The sequence below is a fragment of the Streptomyces sp. NBC_01525 genome (genome assembly GCF_045040405.1).
Classification (GTDB): domain Bacteria; phylum Actinomycetota; class Actinomycetes; order Streptomycetales; family Streptomycetaceae; genus Streptomyces; species Streptomyces benahoarensis.
Genome location: NZ_CP109397.1, coordinates 2,092,294 through 2,110,856 on the forward strand (window position 1 = coordinate 2,092,294; position 18,563 = coordinate 2,110,856).

At 71.9% G+C, this 18,563-nt stretch carries 19 protein-coding genes; 13 read left to right on the forward strand and 6 right to left on the reverse strand.

Annotation, left to right across the window (positions count from 1 at the left end):
- Positions 1–11: 11 nt before the first annotated feature.
- From OG422_RS09310 to OG422_RS09320, 3 genes are all read left to right on the forward strand, one after another.
- Positions 12–806 carry a metal ABC transporter ATP-binding protein gene (locus tag OG422_RS09310; protein ID WP_405741900.1) on the forward strand — a complete coding sequence of 265 codons (795 nt, stop codon included), beginning with the start codon at positions 12–14 and terminating at the stop codon, positions 804–806.
- A 1-nt stretch (position 807) separates the two neighbouring features.
- Positions 808–1,716, forward strand: coding sequence for a metal ABC transporter permease (locus OG422_RS09315; RefSeq protein WP_405741902.1), 909 nt, complete (start codon positions 808–810; stop codon positions 1,714–1,716).
- Between the two features lie 132 nt (positions 1,717–1,848).
- Complete coding sequence (locus tag OG422_RS09320; RefSeq protein WP_405741904.1) at positions 1,849–2,271, forward strand: Fur family transcriptional regulator; 423 nt, start codon at positions 1,849–1,851, stop codon at positions 2,269–2,271.
- A gap of 70 nt (positions 2,272–2,341) precedes the next feature.
- On the opposite strand, the gene OG422_RS09325 is transcribed toward OG422_RS09320, so the two are convergent.
- The 4 genes from OG422_RS09325 to OG422_RS09340 form a co-directional block, all read right to left on the reverse strand.
- Positions 2,342–3,160, reverse strand: coding sequence for an isoprenyl transferase (locus OG422_RS09325; RefSeq protein WP_405747706.1), 819 nt, complete (start codon positions 3,158–3,160; stop codon positions 2,342–2,344).
- An 88-nt stretch (positions 3,161–3,248) separates the two neighbouring features.
- Positions 3,249–3,995: a DNA repair protein RecO gene (gene recO, locus OG422_RS09330; protein WP_405741906.1), complete on the reverse strand. Its 747-nt coding sequence runs from the start codon at positions 3,993–3,995 to the stop codon at positions 3,249–3,251.
- 271 nt (positions 3,996–4,266) lie between these two features.
- On the reverse strand, positions 4,267–4,494 hold the full coding sequence (locus OG422_RS09335) for a hypothetical protein (RefSeq protein WP_405741908.1): 228 nt from the start codon (positions 4,492–4,494) through the stop codon (positions 4,267–4,269).
- The gene (locus OG422_RS09340) at positions 4,491–4,685 is read right to left on the reverse strand and encodes a hypothetical protein (protein ID WP_078654204.1); all 195 of its coding nucleotides are present in this window, start codon (positions 4,683–4,685) and stop codon (positions 4,491–4,493) included. Before OG422_RS09340 ends, OG422_RS09335 begins: the two co-directional genes overlap by 4 nt.
- A gap of 1,079 nt (positions 4,686–5,764) precedes the next feature.
- Here OG422_RS09340 and OG422_RS09345 point away from each other — a divergent pair.
- The 6 genes from OG422_RS09345 to OG422_RS09370 are packed head-to-tail and all read left to right on the forward strand — an operon-like array spanning position 5,765 to position 11,161.
- The gene (locus OG422_RS09345) at positions 5,765–7,210 is read left to right on the forward strand and encodes an ATP-binding protein (protein ID WP_405741910.1); all 1,446 of its coding nucleotides are present in this window, start codon (positions 5,765–5,767) and stop codon (positions 7,208–7,210) included.
- Positions 7,207–7,632, forward strand: coding sequence for a roadblock/LC7 domain-containing protein (locus tag OG422_RS09350; RefSeq protein WP_405741912.1), 426 nt, complete (start codon positions 7,207–7,209; stop codon positions 7,630–7,632). The genes OG422_RS09345 and OG422_RS09350 overlap by 4 nt, the downstream gene beginning before the upstream one ends.
- Entirely contained in the window at positions 7,629–7,988 is a 360-nt protein-coding gene (locus OG422_RS09355; RefSeq protein ID WP_143940333.1) for a DUF742 domain-containing protein, read from the forward strand. Before OG422_RS09350 ends, OG422_RS09355 begins: the two co-directional genes overlap by 4 nt.
- The gene (locus OG422_RS09360) at positions 7,963–8,598 is read left to right on the forward strand and encodes a GTP-binding protein (RefSeq protein WP_405741914.1); all 636 of its coding nucleotides are present in this window, start codon (positions 7,963–7,965) and stop codon (positions 8,596–8,598) included. Before OG422_RS09355 ends, OG422_RS09360 begins: the two co-directional genes overlap by 26 nt.
- On the forward strand, positions 8,595–10,013 hold the full coding sequence (locus OG422_RS09365; RefSeq protein WP_405741916.1) for a cytochrome P450: 1,419 nt from the start codon (positions 8,595–8,597) through the stop codon (positions 10,011–10,013). The genes OG422_RS09360 and OG422_RS09365 overlap by 4 nt, the downstream gene beginning before the upstream one ends.
- Positions 9,938–11,161, forward strand: a complete 1,224-nt coding sequence (locus OG422_RS09370; protein ID WP_405741918.1) for a cytochrome P450 — start codon at positions 9,938–9,940, stop codon at positions 11,159–11,161. The genes OG422_RS09365 and OG422_RS09370 overlap by 76 nt, the downstream gene beginning before the upstream one ends.
- Before the next feature lie 77 nt (positions 11,162–11,238).
- Here the strand turns inward: OG422_RS09370 and OG422_RS09375 are convergent, their stop codons facing one another.
- Positions 11,239–11,946, reverse strand: coding sequence for a TerB family tellurite resistance protein (locus tag OG422_RS09375; RefSeq protein ID WP_143940336.1), 708 nt, complete (start codon positions 11,944–11,946; stop codon positions 11,239–11,241).
- A gap of 261 nt (positions 11,947–12,207) precedes the next feature.
- The gene (leuA, locus tag OG422_RS09380) at positions 12,208–13,986 is read right to left on the reverse strand and encodes a 2-isopropylmalate synthase (RefSeq protein ID WP_405741921.1); all 1,779 of its coding nucleotides are present in this window, start codon (positions 13,984–13,986) and stop codon (positions 12,208–12,210) included.
- Between the two features lie 347 nt (positions 13,987–14,333).
- Between leuA and OG422_RS09385 the strand changes: the two genes are divergently transcribed.
- The 4 genes from OG422_RS09385 (at position 14,334) to OG422_RS09400 (ending at position 18,483) form a co-directional block, all read left to right on the forward strand.
- Positions 14,334–15,410 (forward strand): M4 family metallopeptidase, encoded by a 1,077-nt coding sequence (locus tag OG422_RS09385; protein ID WP_405741923.1) that lies wholly within the window; start codon positions 14,334–14,336, stop codon positions 15,408–15,410.
- Between the two features lie 47 nt (positions 15,411–15,457).
- Complete coding sequence (locus OG422_RS09390; protein WP_405741925.1) at positions 15,458–15,724, forward strand: protealysin inhibitor emfourin; 267 nt, start codon at positions 15,458–15,460, stop codon at positions 15,722–15,724.
- Between the two features lie 141 nt (positions 15,725–15,865).
- On the forward strand, positions 15,866–17,236 hold the full coding sequence (locus OG422_RS09395; RefSeq protein ID WP_405741927.1) for a GH1 family beta-glucosidase: 1,371 nt from the start codon (positions 15,866–15,868) through the stop codon (positions 17,234–17,236).
- Complete coding sequence (locus tag OG422_RS09400; RefSeq protein ID WP_405741929.1) at positions 17,233–18,483, forward strand: MFS transporter; 1,251 nt, start codon at positions 17,233–17,235, stop codon at positions 18,481–18,483. Before OG422_RS09395 ends, OG422_RS09400 begins: the two co-directional genes overlap by 4 nt.
- The last annotated feature ends 80 nt before the right edge of the window (positions 18,484–18,563 follow it).

Here is an 18,563-nt window from a genome sequence, read left to right on the forward strand (position 1 = left end):
CGGAGGTCAGCATGGAAGAAACGTCACCCCCGCAGCCCGACGGCCCGGTCATCGCGCTGCGCGGCGCCACCGCGTCGCTCGGAGCCCGGCCCGTCCTGCGCGGCGTCGACCTGACCGTCCGCACCGGAGAGGTCGTCGCCCTGCTCGGCGCCAACGGCTCCGGCAAGTCCACCGCCGTCCGCTCCGTCATCGGCCAGGTGCCGCTGACCGGCGGCGACCTCACCCTCTTCGGCACCCCGCTGCGCCGCTTCAAGGAGTGGCACCGCGTCGGCTACGTACCGCAGCGCACCACGGCGGCGGGCGGGGTGCCCGCCACGGTCCGGGAGATCGTCGCCTCGGGGCGCCTGGCCCGCAGCCGCTTCGGGCTGCCGCGCCGCGCCGACCGCGAGGCGGTCCACCACGCGCTGGAGCTGGTCGGGATGGCCGACCGCGCCAAGGACTCCGCCGCCGCGCTCTCCGGCGGCCAGCACCAGCGGGTGCTGATCGCCCGCGCGCTGGCCGTCGAACCGGAACTGCTGATCATGGACGAGCCGATGGCCGGGGTGGACCTCGCCAGCCAGGAGGTGCTGGCGAGCGCGCTGCGGGAACAGGTCGCCCGCGGCACCACCGTCCTGCTCGTCCTGCACGAGCTGGGCCCGCTGGAGCCGCTGATCGACCGGGCGGTGGTGCTCCGCGACGGCTGCGTCGTGCACGACGGCCCGCCGCCCGAGGCCGTGGGCCAGCACGCCCTGCCCGGCCACGACCACGTCCACCCGCACGCCGACGACACGGCCCCCGCGATGCTGGGGACGGGACTGCTGAGCTGAGATGGAAATCCTGACCTACGCCTTCATGCAGCGGGCCCTGATCGCCGCCCTGATCGTCGGCATCACCGCACCCGCCATCGGCATCTACCTCGTCCAGCGCCGCCAGTCCCTGATGGGCGACGGCATCGGCCATGTCGCCCTCACCGGCGTCGGCCTCGGTTTCCTGATCAACAGCGGCTCGGCCTGGGCCGGTCCGGTGTGGATCGCCACCTTCGTCGCCATCGCCGGTTCCGTCGCCATGGAGCTGATCCGCTGGTACGGGAAGACCCGCGGCGATCTGGCGCTGGCCATGCTGTTCTACGGCGGCATGGCGGGCGGCGTGATGCTGATGAACCTCTCGGACGCCGGTTCCAACGCCAACCTCAGCACCTACCTCTTCGGCTCGATCACCACCGTCTCCGCGCAGGACATGACGGCGATCTGGGTGCTGGCCGCGCTGGTCCTGGCGATCACCGTGGGGCTGCGCCGCCAGCTCTTCGCGGTCTGCCAGGACGAGGAGTTCGCCCGCGTCACCGGCCTGCCGGTACGGCTGCTGAACCTGCTGATCGCGGTCACCGCCGCGGTCACCGTCACCGTCGCGATGCGCGTCGTCGGCCTGCTGCTGGTCTCCGCACTGATGGTGATCCCGGTCGCCGCCGCCCAGCAGATCAGCCGCAGCTTCGCGGTCACCTTCGCGCTGGCCGTGGCGATCGGCGTCGGCGTCACCGTGACCGGCACCGCGACCTCGTACTACGTCGACGTCCCGTCCGGCGCCACGATCGTGCTCTTCGCCATCGCCGTCTTCGTCCTCTTCACGCTGCTCGCCGCGCCACTCGCCAGGAAGCGGGCGCGGGCCGCCACGGGGGGCACCGACGGGTGCACCCTGGAAGTACCCAGGGGCCGCGCTCCGGCGGACGACGTACGGGTCTGACCGGCGGGCGCGGCGGGCGGCCCGCGCCGGGCGGCGCCGCGGGTCGTCGGTGTTCCCCCGGCGATCCGGTCATCACCTGGCACAATGGCCACACGCCCGTCCAGGGGGACGACCAGGACCTAGGAGGCAACGGTGGCGACGAGCGCGGGATCTCCGGTACGCGGCCGGTCGACGCGACAGCGGACCGCGGTGTCGGCCGCTCTCGACGAGGTCGACGAGTTCCGCAGCGCCCAGGAACTGCACGACATGCTCAAGCACCGGGGCGACTCGGTGGGCCTGACCACCGTCTACCGCACGCTCCAGTCGCTCGCGGACGCCGGTGAGGTCGACGTCCTGCGGACCAGCGACGGCGAGGCCGTCTACCGCCGGTGCAGCACCGGCGACCACCACCATCACCTGGTCTGCCGCTCCTGCGGCAAGGCCGTCGAGGTGGAGGGCCCGGCGGTGGAGAAGTGGGCCGACCAGATCGCCGCCGAGCACGGCTTCCGCGATGTCGCCCACACCATCGAGATCTTCGGCACCTGCGGCGACTGCGCGGAGACCGAGCAGAAGTAGCAGCGCCCGGACACGGCGAAAGGGCCGCCTCCCCGAGCGGGAGGCGGCCCTTTCGCATGCCCGGTGGCCGTCAGGTCGCCGACTCGCCCTCCGCGACCGGCGCCGCGCCGAACCGGCGGTCGCGCCGGGCGTACTCCAGGCAGGCATCCCAGAGGTTCCGGCGGTCGAAATCAGGCCAGAGAATGTCCTGAAACACCATCTCGGCGTAGGCGCTCTGCCAGATCAGGTAGTTCGAGGTGCGCTGTTCGCCCGACGGGCGAACGAAGAGATCAACGTCCGGCATGTCCGGGTAATACATGTATTTGGCGACGGTCTTCTCGCTGACCTTGGACGGGTCGAGTTTGCCCGCCTTCACATCCGCAGCGATGGCCGCGGCGGCATCCGCGATCTCCGCCCGACCGCCGTAATTCACGCAGAAATAAAGCGTCATCGCGTCATTGTCCTTGGTCTGCTCCTGCGCGACCTGGAGCTCCTGGACAACGGACTTCCACAGCTTCGGCATGCGCCCGACCCAGCGGATACGAATACCCAGCGCGTCCATTTCGTCACGCCGCCGCCGGATGACATCGCGGTTGAAGTTCATCAGGAAGCGGACCTCGTCCGGCGAACGCTTCCAGTTCTCGGTGGAGAATGCGTAGAGCGAGAGGTTCTTCACGCCCATTTCGATGCATCCCTTGAGGACGTCCAGGACGACACCCTCGCCGACCTTGTGCCCTTCGGTGCGCGGCAGTCCGCGATCCTTGGCCCATCGGCCGTTTCCGTCCATGACGATGGCCACATGCTCGGGAACGAGATCCCGGGGGATCTGCGGGGGACGCGCACCGGAGGGGTGCGGCTCGGGCGTCTCGTATGCGCGTCGATTACGGCCCAGAATTCCGCGTCGTGCCATGCGGCCCACGTCTCCCATTGTCTTGAATACCGAGGTCGATTGAGTTCGCCGGGCGGCTTCGCGCCGCCGCCCGGACCATACCGTCGGGCTATTTCTCCACGTACCGGAGCGAACGCAGCCCGCGCTCCAGATGCCAGTGCAGATACGCCGCGACGAGCCCGCTGCCCTCCCGGGCATGCCGGGGTTCGCTCGCGTCCGCGGTCGCCCAGTCGCCGGTCAACAGCGCGCTGAGGAGCCCGATGGCCTCCGAGGAGGGTACGACGCTTCCCGGCACCCGGCAGTCGCCGCACACCACGCCACCCGAAGCGACCGAGAAGAACCGGTTCGGGCCGGGCAGCCCGCATTTCGCACAGTCGCCGAAGCTGGGGGCGTAGCCGTTCACCGCCAGCGAGCGCAGCAGGAAGGCGTCGAGCACCAGATGCGGCGCGTGCTCACCGCGGGCCAGCGTCCGCAGGCCGCCGACGAGGAGCAGGTACTGCTGGACCGCCGGTTCGCCCTCGTGGTCGGTGAAGCGCTCCGCCGTCTCCAGCATCGCGGTGCCCGCGGTGTAGCGGGCGTAGTCGGTGACGATGCCACCGCCGTACGCGGCGAGCGATTCGCTCTGGGTGCACAAGGGCAGCCCGCGCCCGACCAGCTCGCTGCCGCGGGCGAAGAACTGTACGTCGACGTGGGAGAACGGCTCCAGCCGGGCACCGAATTTCGACTTCGTCCGCCGCACTCCGCGCGCCACGGCCCGCACCCGGCCGTGGCCGCGGGTGAGCAGCGTGATGATCCGGTCCGCCTCCCCGAGCTTCTGGGTGCGCAGCACGATGCCGTCGTCGCGGAACAGACTCATGGCGCCATTGTCCCGCATCCGCCGGGGGCGACGGGCGGGCGGTCGGGGGCGGGGAATGTCCGCACCGTCGGCGCGGGCGGTGCGGACGCGTGCGTGCGGACGGGGCGGCGGAAATGCCGATAACGGCGGGAATCACGGAAAGCTCGGGAATCGCGGAAAACCGGGGAATCGCGGAAGGCACAACGGCCGGGGAATTGCACATCGGCGGACAAAGGGGGCCGCCGGGCGGCGGGGTGGAGCCTTTTCGGCCCGGACCCCGCCGGGAAGGGCGTCAGGCCAATTCGCCTCTGCTGCGGGCGTTCACGTACGCGGTCGTCGCCCGGAGACGTTCGGTGACGGTGGCCGGCCGCACCGTCGTACGGGCACATTCCCAGTCCCGGCCGCCGCCGACCGGCCGCAGCCGGAGGATTTCACCGTCGACCGCCACGACCTTGCCGACCCGCGCCGTACGGATATCGAGGGCGAAGGCGCCGACCGGTGGCCGGACCCCGGTGTTCATCGTTCCCCCAGCGCGTCCGTCAGCCGCCGGGCGACATCCATCGTGCAGCGGCCCAATTCCACCAGCGGGAGCATCGCGTAATTGGCACAGGAAACGGGGTCGGGACCAAGGGACGGCAGGACGATCCCCGCGCGTGCGAGGGTATTTCGCAATTCTTTGGTGACGGATTCAACTTCTTCGATCCGGTCCATCGGAGACCCACACCTTCTGTCGGGGCTTTCGCCGTTGGGGGGTAAAGAGTGACCCCTCGGCCCGGACTGCGCAACGAGGGGCGCACCGCAAAGCCCTGATCGGGTAACCGGACCAGGGTTATGGCCAATGCTTCACATGGCGGTGAACATCGGGCGGTCCGGGCCCCATTCGGAGGGCGCCGGGCCACCGGTCCGATGAAAGAGTGCGCGCCTCCACAAGGCGGCCCGTTCGTGCATGCATTCCTTTTCCGGCACCTTGCCGGACGGCATGGACGGAGGCCACACATGGGCCCGTAAGACCCCTTTCGGTACGGCGCCCCTTATTCCGTAAACCCCGGCCATCCGGCCGTTCTTTCGAGAAAAACTCAGAGGGTGAGCGAAAATCCGTCAGCCTTCGGGGATTTCACGACAGACACCGGGCCGGGATCCCGCCGGTGTGACGCCATCCAGGTGATCCGGCGCAAGAGGCCCGAGGGCGCGCGAGGGTGCGGACCGGCGCGCGGAAATGCCTTGCGCGCCGGGGCCGGACACCGACGGCAGAAGGCCCCGGAGAACGCGCCGCCCACCCGTTTAGATCACCGGGGGCCGCCTCGTCAACCGCCCTCTCCGGGCCCGGCGTTGTGAGGCGAACGACGTCCGTCCATCCCTGGTGAAGGGCGCGGCGGCCCCCTACGCTTTTCTCGTCGCCGCGGCGCTCGCCGCGGGCGTCCCTGACCTGGCCGCATCGGCGTCGGAGGAAGGCAAGCAATGCACCGCCGCCCGCTCGAACACCCCGCCGCGGCGCACCCGTACCCGCGGCGGCGGCACCTGCGGCAACCACCGGAGGCGGCGCGGCGACCCTCCGCGTGCCACCGTCGCCCGGGAGCACCCCCGCCCGCTCCCCCCTCGGCCAACGGGACGGATGCACACCTTCCGCACCTCTCCGACCACCCCGGGAACGGCCCGTTACCGGGCCCGACGCGCCGGTAACATACCGTCAGCGCCGGTCCCCCGTATGGCTGTTCGTGGCTCCCTTGCGCTGTTGACGCCGTGCGACCGGCACCGTGATGACCGGCCCCGTTCCCCCCACGAGGATCTCGATGACATCCATACCGGAGGCGCTGTTGTGGTGCCTCAGTGCAGGAACGGCCGCCGCTGTGGTGCTGGCCGCGTGCCTGTTCCGCGCCCAGCGGCAACGCAAGGTCCTCGCCGGCCGCCTGGCCGCCGCCGAGGAACAGAACGCGGCGACGGTGGGCAGCAACACCGAACTGACCGCCCGGCTGCGGGCCACCGAGGCGGAGATCCGGCATCTGGCCGGTGCGCGCATCCCGGACCTGACGGCGGCGCTGGCCCATCCGCACGTACCCGTCCGTGGTCTCCTCGACGGACGCTTCGCGGACTCCGAGACCGACCACGCGCTCACCGCCGTACTGGACCAGATCTCCGAGACGGTCACCAAGGAGCGGCTGCGGGTCGACGCCGCCGCCCAGGCCACGCTGCGCGGCGCGACCACCACCATCCAGGCGCTGCTCTACCGCCTCCAGACCGCGCTGCAGGAGATGCAGCACCGCTACGACGACCCGTCGGTCGCCCAGGACCTGCTCCATGCGGACTTCCTCAACGAGCAGGCGCTGCGGCGCATTCAGGCCACCGGCGTCGTCTGCGGCGCCTGGCCGGGCCTGACCCGGGAGGACTCCTACCTCGCCGAACTGGTCGTCGGCGCCACCTCGCGGCTGCGCGGCTACGAGCGGGTGCAGGTCAGCAACCAGCTGCGGGACCCGGTGGCGGTCGTCGCCCGCGCCGTCGAGCCGGTGGCGATCACCGTCACCGAACTGCTCGCCAACGCGCTGCACCACTCGCACCGTGAACTGCCGGTCACCGTCACGCTCCAGCAGGGCAACCGCGGCGCTTCGGTGATCATCGACGACTACGGCGTCGGCATGCACGCCGACGAGATCGAGCACGCCACGGCGCTGATGTCCGGCGACCGGGAGGTGCTGCTCACCAAGCTCGGCGACCCGCCGCGGGCCGGTTTCGCCGCCGCCGGGCAGCTGGTGCGCCAGTACGGCTTCGGGGTGCACGTCGAGTCGTCGCCGTACGGCGGTGTGCGCGCCGTGATCTACATCCCGGGCGACCCCCTTCTGACCGTCCTCGACGAGAACCGGCAGCCGATGTCCGTCATGGCCCCGATGCCGCACCGCCCGGCCGCCCCGGCGGACGGCGCCGTCCCCGCGACGGGCAGCGGCGCCAGCCCCGCGCCGGTGGCCGCCCCGCAGCCACCCGCCCAGCACGCCCCCGCAGCGGCCACCGAGTCGTACGCACCGACCGGCCACCCTGACACCGAGGGTGAGCTGCCGCGCCGGCGCCGCCGCAGAGCGGTCGCCGAACCCGAGCAGAACCTGCCGCGCAGCGAACCGGTCGCCGACCGTACGCCGGAAGAAACCGCATCCCGCTGGGCCGCGCTCCAGCAAGGCACCGAATCCGGCCGGGCAGCCGTCGCCCGTCCGGAGAACCCTCGCTCCCCCGAAGGGAATTCCCCCGCATGAACACCCCCGCCCGCCGCCGTGTCACCGAGGACAAGTCCTGGGTGCTGGAGCCTCTCCTGGAGCTGCCGCATGTTATCCACGCCGCCGTCATCTCGGGTGACGGATTCATCGAGGGCTCGTCGCCGGGCCTGACCCGCGAGGCGGGCGAGGGCGTCGCCGCGATGATGTCCGCGCTGCAGGGCGCCGGCCGGGCGGTGACCGCCGCCTTCGCCGAGCGGGACGCCACCCTCCGGCAGACCGTCGTCGAGTCCGAGCAGGGCTGGGTGTTCGCCATCCCCGCCGGGGAGAACACCTGCCTCGCGGTCTTCGCCAGGCCGGAGGTCAACATGGGCATCGTCGCCCACCACATGCAGGTGCAGGTGTCGACGCTGGGCACCAAGGTCATGAACAGCCCGGCCCGGGACCTCGGCAGCCCCGCATGACCCCGCGGCAGAACGGCAGGCGCCTGGTGCCGGCCTATCTGGCCACCGCAGGGCGGGCCCGGCCCAGCCGCAACACACTGGACCGGCTGACCCTGCTGCACGGCGTGGACATGCCGCCCACCAGCGAACTGCGGCCGGAGGAGCGCCGGATCCTGGAGCTGCTGCGGCCCGGCGCGCTGTCGCTGGCCGAGGTCGCCGCCCATCTGCGGCTGCCCGTCAGCGTGGTGAAGGTCCTGGTGGCCGACCTCGTCGACGCCGGGCGGCTGCACGCCCGTGTCCCCATCCCCGAAGCCGAGCAATTCGACCGGCAGATCCTGGAGAGGGTTCTCGATGGACTCCGCTCTCTCAAGTCCTAGCGGCGGGCCCGCCACCCACGGCGACGACACCATGTACCTGCCCGGCACCGACCAGACACTCGTCAAACTGCTGGTCGCCGGGCCGTTCGGCGTGGGCAAGACGACGCTGATCCGCGCACTGTCGGAGACGCAGCCGCTGCACACCGAGGAGGTGATGACACAGTCCGGCGCGTTCGTCGACGACCTCGCCGGGGTGCGGGAGAAGACCACCACCACCGTCGCCATCGACTTCGGGCGGCTCACGCTCCCCGGCGACCTCGTGCTGTACCTCTTCGGCACGCCCGGCCAGAAGCGGTTCCGTCCGCTGTGGCAGGACATCGCCCGCGGCGCGCTGGGCGCCCTCGTCCTCGCCGACACCCGCCGCCTGGCGGACTCCTTCGAGGTGATGGACATCATCGAGGAGGCCGGGCTGCGGTACGCCGTCGCGGTCAACACCTTCCCGGACGCGCCGCATTACGACACCGACAAGCTCCGCGACGCGCTCGACCTGCACCCCGAGACGCCGCTGGTGCTCTGCGACGCCCGCGACCGCGACCAGTCCGTCGACGCGCTGATCGCCCTCGTCGGACACGTGCTGGCCCATACGCCCCAGGAGAACCGGAACCCGTGACTTCCCCGTACGAGCCGGGCGCCGCCCCGCCGCCCGGCTGCCCCGCGCACGCGCACGGCGGCGCGGCCCCCGCCGGACCGGACGGCTACGCGCCGGGCCCCGCGCACGGCGTCCCCGGGCCGGACCCCGCCGGTGAGCAGAACGGGCCGGTCCGGCTGTACGCCCCGGAGTTCGCGGCCGACCCGCACCGCTACTACGCCCAGCTGCGGCAGTACGGCGCCCTGGCGCCCGTCGAGATCGGCGCCGGCGTGACCGCGATGCTGGTCACCGACTACCGCGCCGCCCTCGACCTCCTCAACGACGACACCACCTGGTCGAAGGACTCCCGCAGCTGGCAGCAGACCGTGCCGCCCGACTCCGCGGTGCTGCCGATGCTGGGCTGGCGGCCCAACACGGTGTTCGCCGACGGCGACACGCACCGGCGCCTCCGCCAGGTGATCACCGACAGCTTCCGGCTCGTCGAACCGCACGAGCTGCGGGCCCGGGTCCGGCACGCCGCCGACAGCCTCATCCGGAACTTCGGCGCCCGCGGCGACGTGGACCTCATGCCGGAGTACGCCCAGCAGCTGCCGCTGCTGATGTTCAACAACCTCTTCGGGATGCCCGAGGAGTACGGCGACCAGCTGATCGCCGCCATGGGCGGGCTGATGGACGGGGCGACACCCGAGGAGGCGGCCACCGCCAACGCGGCGTTCTCGGCGTACATCATGGAGCTGGTCGGCCGGAAGAAGGCCGAGCGGGGCGCCGACCTCACCTCGTGGTTCCTCGACCACCTCAACGGTCTGAGCGACGACGAGGTCATCGCGCAGATCGTCGTGACGATGGCCGCCGGCAACGAACCGCTGGCCAACCTCATCGGCAACGCACTGTCGCGGATGCTCTCCGACGACCGCTACTACAGCACGCTGTCCGGCGGCGCGCTCACCGCACAGGACGCCATCAACGAGGTGCTCTGGAACGACCCGCCGATGGCCAACTACTCCGCCCACTTCCCGCGCCGCGACGTGTTCTTCCACGGCACCTGGGTGCGCGCGGGACAGCTGGTACTGGTCTCGTACGCGGCGGCCAACACGCAGTTCGGCACGGTAGCGTTCGACGACCGTTCGGGCAGCGGCGCCCATCTGGCGTGGGCGGCGGGGCCACACGTCTGCCCCGTCCAGCGGCACGCCCTGGTGATCGCCACCACCGCGATCGAACGCCTCACCGCCTGGCTCTCCGACATCGAACTCGCCGTTCCGGCGGGGGCGTTGACGTGGCGGCCCGGCGGGTTCCAAAGGGCCCTCGCGGCCCTCCCAGCCCGCTTCACCCCGATCACTCCCAACCAGGTAGGAGCCACACCATGGGACAGCAGCCCGTCACCATCGACCCGACCGGAGCCGACGTCCACGCCGAGGCGGCACGCCTCCGCGCACTAGGCCGCGCCACCCTGGTCCAGCTGCCCGACGGCCCGCTCGCCTGGTCGATCACCAGCCACGCCCTGCTCAAGGAGCTGCTGACCGACCCCCGCGTCTCCAAGAACGCCCGCGAGCACTGGCCCGCGTGGCAGCGGGGCGAGTACCACGAGACCTGGCTGCAGACCTGGGTCGGCGTGAGCAACATGTTCACCGCGTACGGCGCCGACCACCGGCGGCTGCGGAAGCTCATCGCGCCCGCCTTCACCGCCCGCCGCACCGAGGCGATGCTGCCGTCCGTGCAGCGCATCACCACGGCGCTGCTCGACGACCTCGCGGCGATGCCGCCCGGCGTCACGACCGATCTGCGCGAAGGGTTCGCGCACCCGCTGCCGATGCAGGTCATCTGCGAGCTGTTCGGCATTCCGGACGGCGACATCCGCGCGGAGCTGGGCCAGCTCTCCGAGATCATCATGACCACCGTCGACCCGGAGGAGGCCGGGGCCACGCTGGTGGCGATCCATGAACTGCTCGGCGGGCTGGTCGCGTTGAAGCGGAAGGAGCCCGCGGAGGACCTCACCAGTGTGCTGGTCTCCGCCCGCGACGACGAGGGCCACAAGATGAGCGAGGAGGAGCTGGTCGACACCCTCCTGCTCGTCCTCGTCGCCGGCCATGAGACCACCGCCAACCTCATCGGCAACGCGGTGCACAGCCTGCTCACCCACCCCGACCAGCTCCAGCTGGTCCGCGACGGGAAGGCGAGCTGGAACGACGTCATCGAGGAGACCCTGCGCCGGTCGCCGAGCGTCGCCAACCTGCCGCTCCGCTTCGCCGTCGAGGACATCGAGATCCCGGGCGGCCCGGTCATCCGCAAGGGCGACACGATCCTGACGTCGATCGCCGCCACCGGCCGGGACCCGGAGCGCCACGGCCCCACCGCGGAGTCCTTCGACATCCGGCGGGCCGACCCGGAGCACCTCACTTTCGGCCACGGCGTCCACCGTTGCCTCGGCTCCCCGCTGGCCCGTATGGAGGCCCGGATCGCCCTCCCGGCGCTCTTCGCCCGCTTCCCGGACCTGGAGTTCGCCGTCCCCACCGAGAAGCTGGAGCCTTCGGGCGGCTTCATCGTCGACGGCTTCCGTACGCTGCCGGTGCGCCTGACCCACGGCTGAGCCGTACGTGACGGCCGTCGGCCCCGCCGCCCCTCGAAGGGCCGCGGGGCCGACGGCCGTTCCGGCGTCCGGGCCGGTCAGGACGGGGTACGGGCCGCCGTCAGCAGGCGTTCGGTGTCGGCGCTCGCCAGCGTCAGCGCGGTGCCGACGGTGGCCAGGACCTCCCGTTCGGCGGGGGTGTACGCGCCGTCGGCGAGGGCGATCCGGGCCGCCTGGAGCAGCAGCGCCTCGCGCCCGGCGGGGGCGAGGTGCGGGGCGAGCGGCCCGAGGGAGGCGTGCAGCTCGATGGCAAGGGCCGTCCCGCACGGGTCGAGGCCGCGGGCCGCGCCGGAGTCGCCGGTCAGCGTCTCGAAGGCGGGGGCCAGCGCGCCGGTGTCGGCGGCGAGCGCGGCGAGGAGGGTGAGCAGCTGGTCCTCGCAGCAGTCGGGGAACCCGGCGTCGCGGACGGTGGCGACGGCGGTCTCCCGCACCGCGCGCGAGGCGGTGCCGCCGGCCGCCAGCAGCGCCAGGGTGATGGTGTGCACCGCGTCCCGCAGCATCGCGGAGAGCCGCACGGTGGTCGGGTGGTCCAGGGCGTCCGGGGCGAAGCGGCCCCGGCAGGCGGAACATTCGACGACCGGTCCGGCCTGGCCGCGGGAGAGCAGCGGGAGGCCGAGGACGGTGAGGCGTCGGTGGCCGGTGCGGCGGCGGTAGTTGCGGTCGCCGCCGCAGTCGGGGCAGAAGAACTCGCCGTCGGCGACGGTCCGCCAGGACGTGCGCACGCCCACCACACCCAGCTTGACCATCGCGCCAGACCTCCGTATCTCCCCCGTAGCCATGAGGGCACCGAACGTCTGCTTCTCGGCCCCTTCGCCGCACCGACGTGATGTTAGCCACATCCGTGATCCGGCGTCAGCACCCCGGACGGACAACGGCTGAATGACGAAGGGTGCGGCCCATCGGGGGAGGCGGCGGGCGGCGGGTTGACGCACGGTGCCCCGCCCGCCGCGTACACGGGGTACGGGCGGACGGGGCACCGGAAAGGCGCGGGGCGGTGCCCCGCGCGGTCAGCGGGCCGCGCGGTTGACCGCCGAGGCGACGGCCTTGATGGAGGCGCGGACGATGTTCGCGTCGATACCGACGCCCCACAGGACCTTGTCGCCGATGGCGCACTCGACGTACGCGGCGGCCTGGGCCGCGGCGCCCTCGCTCATGGTGTGCTCGACGTAGTCCAGGACCCGTACGTCCGCGTCGATCGCGTGCAGCGAGTCGATGAACGCGGCCAGCGGGCCGTTTCCGGTGCCGGTCAGGACGGTGTCGGCGCCGTCGACGACCGCCTCGACGGTCAGCGCGTCGGTGCCCTCGCTGGTCGTCGAGGTCTGCGCGGAACGCAGCGCGATCCGGCCCCAGGCGTTCTCGGGCGTGGGCAGGTACTCGTCCTGGAAGACGGACCAGATCGCCGCCGGGGTCACCTCGCCGCCCTCGGCGTCGGTCTTCTCCTGGATGGTGCGGGAGAACTCGATCTGCATCCGGCGCGGCAGGTCCAGCTTGTGGTCGTTCTTCAGGACGTACGCGATTCCGCCCTTGCCGGACTGCGAGTTGACGCGGATGACCGCCTCGTAGGAGCGGCCGACGTCCTTCGGGTCGATGGGCAGATACGGCACCGCCCACTCGATGTCGTCCACGGTCGTGCCCTGGGCGGCCGCGTCGGCCTCCATGGCGTCGAAGCCCTTCTTGATGGCGTCCTGGTGGGAGCCGGAGAAGGCGGTGTAGACCAGGTCGCCCGCGTAGGGGTGGCGCGGGTGGACCTCCATCTGGTTGCAGTACTCGCTGGTGCGGCGGATCTCATCGATCTGCGAGAAGTCGATCTGCGGGTCGATGCCCTGCGAGAAGAGGTTCATACCCAGGGTGACCAGGTCGACGTTGCCGGTCCGCTCGCCCTGGCCGAACAGGCAGCCCTCGACGCGGTCGGCGCCGGCCATCACGGCCAGCTCGGCGGCGGCGACGGCGGTGCCGCGATCGTTGTGCGGGTGGGTCGACAGGCAGACGAACTCACGGCGGGTCAGATTCCGCGACATCCACTCGAAGCGGTCCGCGTGGGTCGAGGGAGTGGAGCGCTCGACCGTGGCGGGCAGGTTCAGGATGATCTCGCGGCCCTCCTCGGGCTGCCAGACGTCACAGACCGCCTCGCAGACCTCCAGCGCGAAGTCCAGCTCGGTGTCGGTGAAGATCTCCGGGCTGTACTGGTAGCCGAAGATCGTCTCGTCGCCCAGGATCTTCTCGGCGTACTCCATGACCAGCCGGGTGCCGTCCACCGCGATCTGCTTGATGTCCTCCTTGGAGCCGCGGAAGACGACCCGGCGGAAGGTGGGGGCGGTGGCGTTGTAGAGGTGCACGGTGGCGCGGTGGGCGCCGCGCAGCGACTCGACGGTCCGCTCGATCAGGTCCTCGCGCGCCTGCGTCAGGACGGAGATCGTCACGTCCTCGGGGATCGCGCCCTCTTCGATGATGGAGCGGACGAACTGGAAGTCGGTCCCGCCGGACGACGGGAAGCCGACCTCGATCTCCTTGTAGCCCATCCGCACCAGCAGATCGAACATCTCCCGCTTACGGGCCGGGGACATCGGGTCGATCAGCGCCTGGTTGCCGTCGCGCAGGTCGGTCGAGAGCCAGCGCGGGGCCTTGGTGAGGCGCTTTTCCGGCCAGGTGCGGTCGGGAATGGCCACCGCTTCGTACCGGCCGTACTTGTGGACCGGCATACCGGAAGGCCGCTGCGATTGCGTGGCGTTGGTGACCGGGGTGGGACGGCCGACGGCGTTCTCGGCGGGGGTCGACGGGTTCGACATGGTGCGTGGGGCTCCTCGTGCAGTCCGCGGAAGTCCCCGGTCCGGGACGTGTCCGGGAGCCGGGGAAAGGCCGACGGGGCGATCGCTCGCAGCACCGAACTCCGCGGGGAGGGGGTCGGCCTACGACTACAGGCCCTCGCCGCGGCAGCTAAGGAGAAGCAGCCCGAAACGCATGATGCCTCGCACCTTAACCGAGCCGATCGAGTCCTGCGGCCCCGTATCAGTATGCGGGACCGCCTCGACAGCATGGCCGGAATGCGATCAGGCACACGTTTTCGCACCACACGTTTTCGGGAAATTCAGGAGCGGGCAGTGACACGGGCGTCACGCAATGCGACATTTGCGGGATGGACGTCACCTCGAAGCCGGACTCCCCGGCAACTCCCGTTTTCTGCACGATCGTGCCGCCCCACCTCCTCGACAAGCTGGCACAATCCGACGCTCCTGAACACCACGAGCCGGCCCGCCGCACCCTCGCACACGACGCGCTCCTCCGCACCCGGCGCCACGAGTGCACCCTGCGCACCGCCGCGGCCCGCGCAGCCGGCTCCGACAAGCCCCACCGCACCATCTACGACGCCGGGCACAGCCAGGACCTGCCCGGCACCAAGGTGCACTCCGAGACCGACGGCGCTTCCAAGGACGCCTCGGTCAACCGCGCGCACGCCGGGCTCGGCGCCACCTTCGAGCTGTACCTCAAGGTCTACGGCCGCCACTCCATCGACAACGCCGGTCTCCCACTCAACGCGACCGTCCACTACGGCGAGAAGTACGACAACGCCTTCTGGGACGGCGAGCGGATGGTCTTCGGCGACGGCGACGGCAAGCTCTTCCGCGACTTCACCATCCCGGTCGACGTCATCGGCCACGAACTCACCCACGGCGTCACGCAGTACACCGCGGGCCTCGACTACTCCGGCCAGTCCGGCGCGCTCAACGAGTCCGTCTCGGACGTCTTCGGCTCGCTGATCAAGCAGTACGCCCTCCACCAGAGCGCCGACCAGGCCGACTGGCTGATCGGCGCCGACCTCCTCGCCCCCGGCGTCAAGGGCGCCGCGCTGCGCTCCATGAAGGCGCCGGGCACCGCGTACGACGACCCCACCCTCGGCAAGGACCCGCAGCCGGCGACGATGGCGGGCTACGTCGACACCCAGGACGACAACGGCGGGGTGCACCTCAACTCCGGCATCCCCAACCACGCCTTCTACCTCTTCGCCACGGCGGTGGGCGGCAACGCCTGGGAGAAGGCCGGGCAGATCTGGTACGACGTGCTGACCGGCGGCAAGCTCGCCAAGAACGCGAAGTTCGCCGACTTCGCCAAGCTGACCATCGAGGCGGCGAAGACCCGCTTCGGGGGCTCGGGCGCCGAGCACGAGGCCGTCGTCAAGGCGTGGTCGACGGTCGGCGTCGTCACCGCCGAATAGCGCAGCCCCGGGACGTCTGCGGCGCCCCGGGCGGGTAGGAGCCACCCATGCACATTCACATCCGACGCACCGGTGGCTTCGCGGGCATCGAGCGCCGCGCCGAGGTGGACACCTCGGCGCGGTCCGACGCCGACGCCTGGCACACCCTCGCCGAACGGTCCCTCGCCCACGGGCACACCGAGCCCTCGGTCGGGGTCCCGGACGGCTTCTGCTACCGGATCACCGTGGACGGCACGACCGTCTACTGCTCCGACCCGCGCCTGACCGATGAGCAGCGCACGCTGATCACCCGGGTGCTGAAGGAGGGTGCCTGACGTACGACGCCCGGGAGGTGGCGGACGGAGGGCGATGGCGGCCGGTGGGCCGCGCCGCTCTCCGTCCGCGTTCCCGGGCCGTTTCGGACAGCCGGAGGCGCGGCCCTTGACACCGTTACCGGCGGTATCCATGCTCCGGCCATGACAACGGTGCCGGACGCCTCCACCCCGCTCCCCCGTTTCCCCGCCGACTTCCTCTGGGGCGTCTCCGCCTCGGCCCAGCAGACCGAGGGCGCCGTCGACGAGGGCGGGCGCGGCCGGTCGTCCTGGGACGCGTTCAGCGAGCGGCCCGGCCGGATCAAGGACGGCTCCGACTCCCGGGTGGCGACCGACCACTACCACCGCTACCGCGAGGACGTCGCGCTGCTGCGGGAGCTGGGCGCCGGGGCGTTCCGCTTCTCGGTGGCCTGGCCGCGCGTGGTGCCCGACGGCGACGGCGCCGTCAACGCCCGGGGCCTGGACTTCTACGACCGGCTCGTCGACGCGCTGCTGGCAGCGGGCGTCACGCCGGTACCGACACTCTTCCACTGGGACACCCCGCTGGCGCTGGAGGAGCGCGGCGGCTGGCTGCGCCGGGAGACCGCCGGACACTTCGCCGCATACGCGGACGCCGTCGCCGCCCGGCTCGGCGACCGCGTCGACCGCTGGATCACCCTCAACGAACCGGCCGAACTGACCCTCCTCGGCTACGGCATCGGCCAGCACGCGCCCGGCCGTCAGCTGCTCTTCGACGCGCTGCCCGCCGCCCACCACCAACTCCTGGGCCACGGTCTTGCCGTACAGGCGCTGCGCGCCCGCGGCGCCCGGAACATCGGCATCGCCAACTCCCACGGCCCGACCTGGCCCGCCTCTGGCTCGGCGGCGGACACCGGCGCCGCCGACCTCTACGACCTGCTGCTCAACCGGCTGTTCGCGGACCCGCTGCTGCTGGGCCGCTACCCGGACGACGACCTGGCGGCGCTGCTGCCGGGCCCGGTCGCCGAGGATCTGGCGGTCATCGCGCAGCCGCTGGACTGGTACGGCCTGAACTACTACCAGCCGACGCGGGTGGGCGCCCCGCTGCCGGGCGGCGCCCCGACCGACTTCGGCGGTATCGCCCTGCCGCCCGAACTCCCCTTCGCGCCCCGGGAGATCGGCGGGTATCCGCGGACCGGCTTCGGCTGGCCGGTGGTGCCCGCGGCCCTCACCGAGCTGCTGCTGTCCTTCCGCGACCGCTACGGCGACCGGCTGCCCCCGGTGATCATCACCGAGAACGGCTGCGCGTACGACGGCATCGACGACCGGGAGCGGATCGCGTTCCTCGACGGGCATCTGCGGGCGCTGCACACGGCGATGGCGGCGGGCGTCGACGTCCGCGGCTACTTCGTGTGGTCGCTGACCGACAACTTCGAGTGGGCCGAGGGGTACACGCAGCGGTTCGGTCTGGTGCACATCGACTACCCGACGCAGGTCCGTACCCCGAAGGCGTCCTTCCGCTGGCTGCGCGACGCCTGGCGGGCGCAGCGGGGATGACCGTCCCGGCGGGCGGCGGGGCGCTCGCGGAGCCGGTCGCGCCGGTCGGGCACGGGTGGACGGCGGCGCTGTCGCTGGCCAACGGCGCGATCTGGGTGGGCTGGTACGGGCCGTTGCAGATCCTCCTCGCCGTCCAGGCGGCCGCGGTGGCGCCGCCCGGGGTGGCCAAGGAGTCGGTGCTGGCGTGGGTGACGGGCGCCGGGGCGGTGGTCTCGCTGCTCGCCAATCCGCTGTTCGGCGCGGTGTCGGACCGTACGGTGTCGCGGTTCGGGCGGCGTACGCCGTGGATCGTCGCCGGGGTGGTGAGCGGCGGCGCGGCACTGGTGTGGCTGTCCGGGGCGCGGACCGTCTGGTCGATGGCGGCCGGGTGGTGCCTGGTGCAGCTGACGTTGAACGCCGCGTTCGCCGCGGTGACGGCGGCGGTGCCGGACCAGGTGCCGCGGGCGCAGCGGGGCACGGTCGGCGGGTGGCTGGGCGCCGCGCAGATCCTGGGGGTGCTGGCCGGGACGGGCCTGGCGACCTCGGCGCCGTCGCTCGCCACGGGCTATGCGGCGTGCGCGGTCTGCACGGTGCTGGCGGCGCTGCCGTACGTGCTGTGTCACCGGGACCCGGTGCTGCCCGCGGCGGCGCGGCCACCGCTGAGCGCGCGGGCGTTCCTTGCCGGGTTCGTCTTCTCGCCGCGGCGCCACCCCGATCTCGGCTGGGCCTGGCTGACCCGCTTCCTGATCAATCTGGGCAACGCGCTGGCCCTGCTCTACCTGCTGTACTTCCTGCGCGATGCGCTGCACCGGCCCGATCCGGCGGGCGGGGTGCTGGCCCTGACGGCGGTCAACGGCGCGACGCTGCTGGCCACGGTGGTGGTCGCGGGGCGGTGGTCGGACCGGGTGGGGCGGCGGCAGCCGTTCGTGCTGGGGTCGGGGGTGGTGATGGCGGTGGCGACGGTGGGCCTGGCCCTGTGGCCGACCTGGCCGGTGGCGCTGGCCTCGGCGGCGCTGCTCGGCGTCGGCTTCGGGGTGTTCACCGCCGTCGACTTCGCGCTGCTGACGGATGTCCTGCCGGACGCCGCCCACCGCGGCAAGGACCTCGGCGTCCTCAACGTCGCCAACGCGCTCCCCCAGGTCATCGCCCCGGTCCTGGCCGCCCCCCTCGTCGCCCACCTCGGCGGCTACCGCACGCTGTACCTCACCGCGGCGGCGACGGGGCTGTTGGGGGCGGTGCTGGTACGGCGGATTCGAGGGGTGGCGTGAACGGATGGGCTCCGGCGGCGGGTCGGGGGGCGGTCCGGCCCGCACAGGCCGACGGCCCGCACAGGCCGACGGGCCGCACA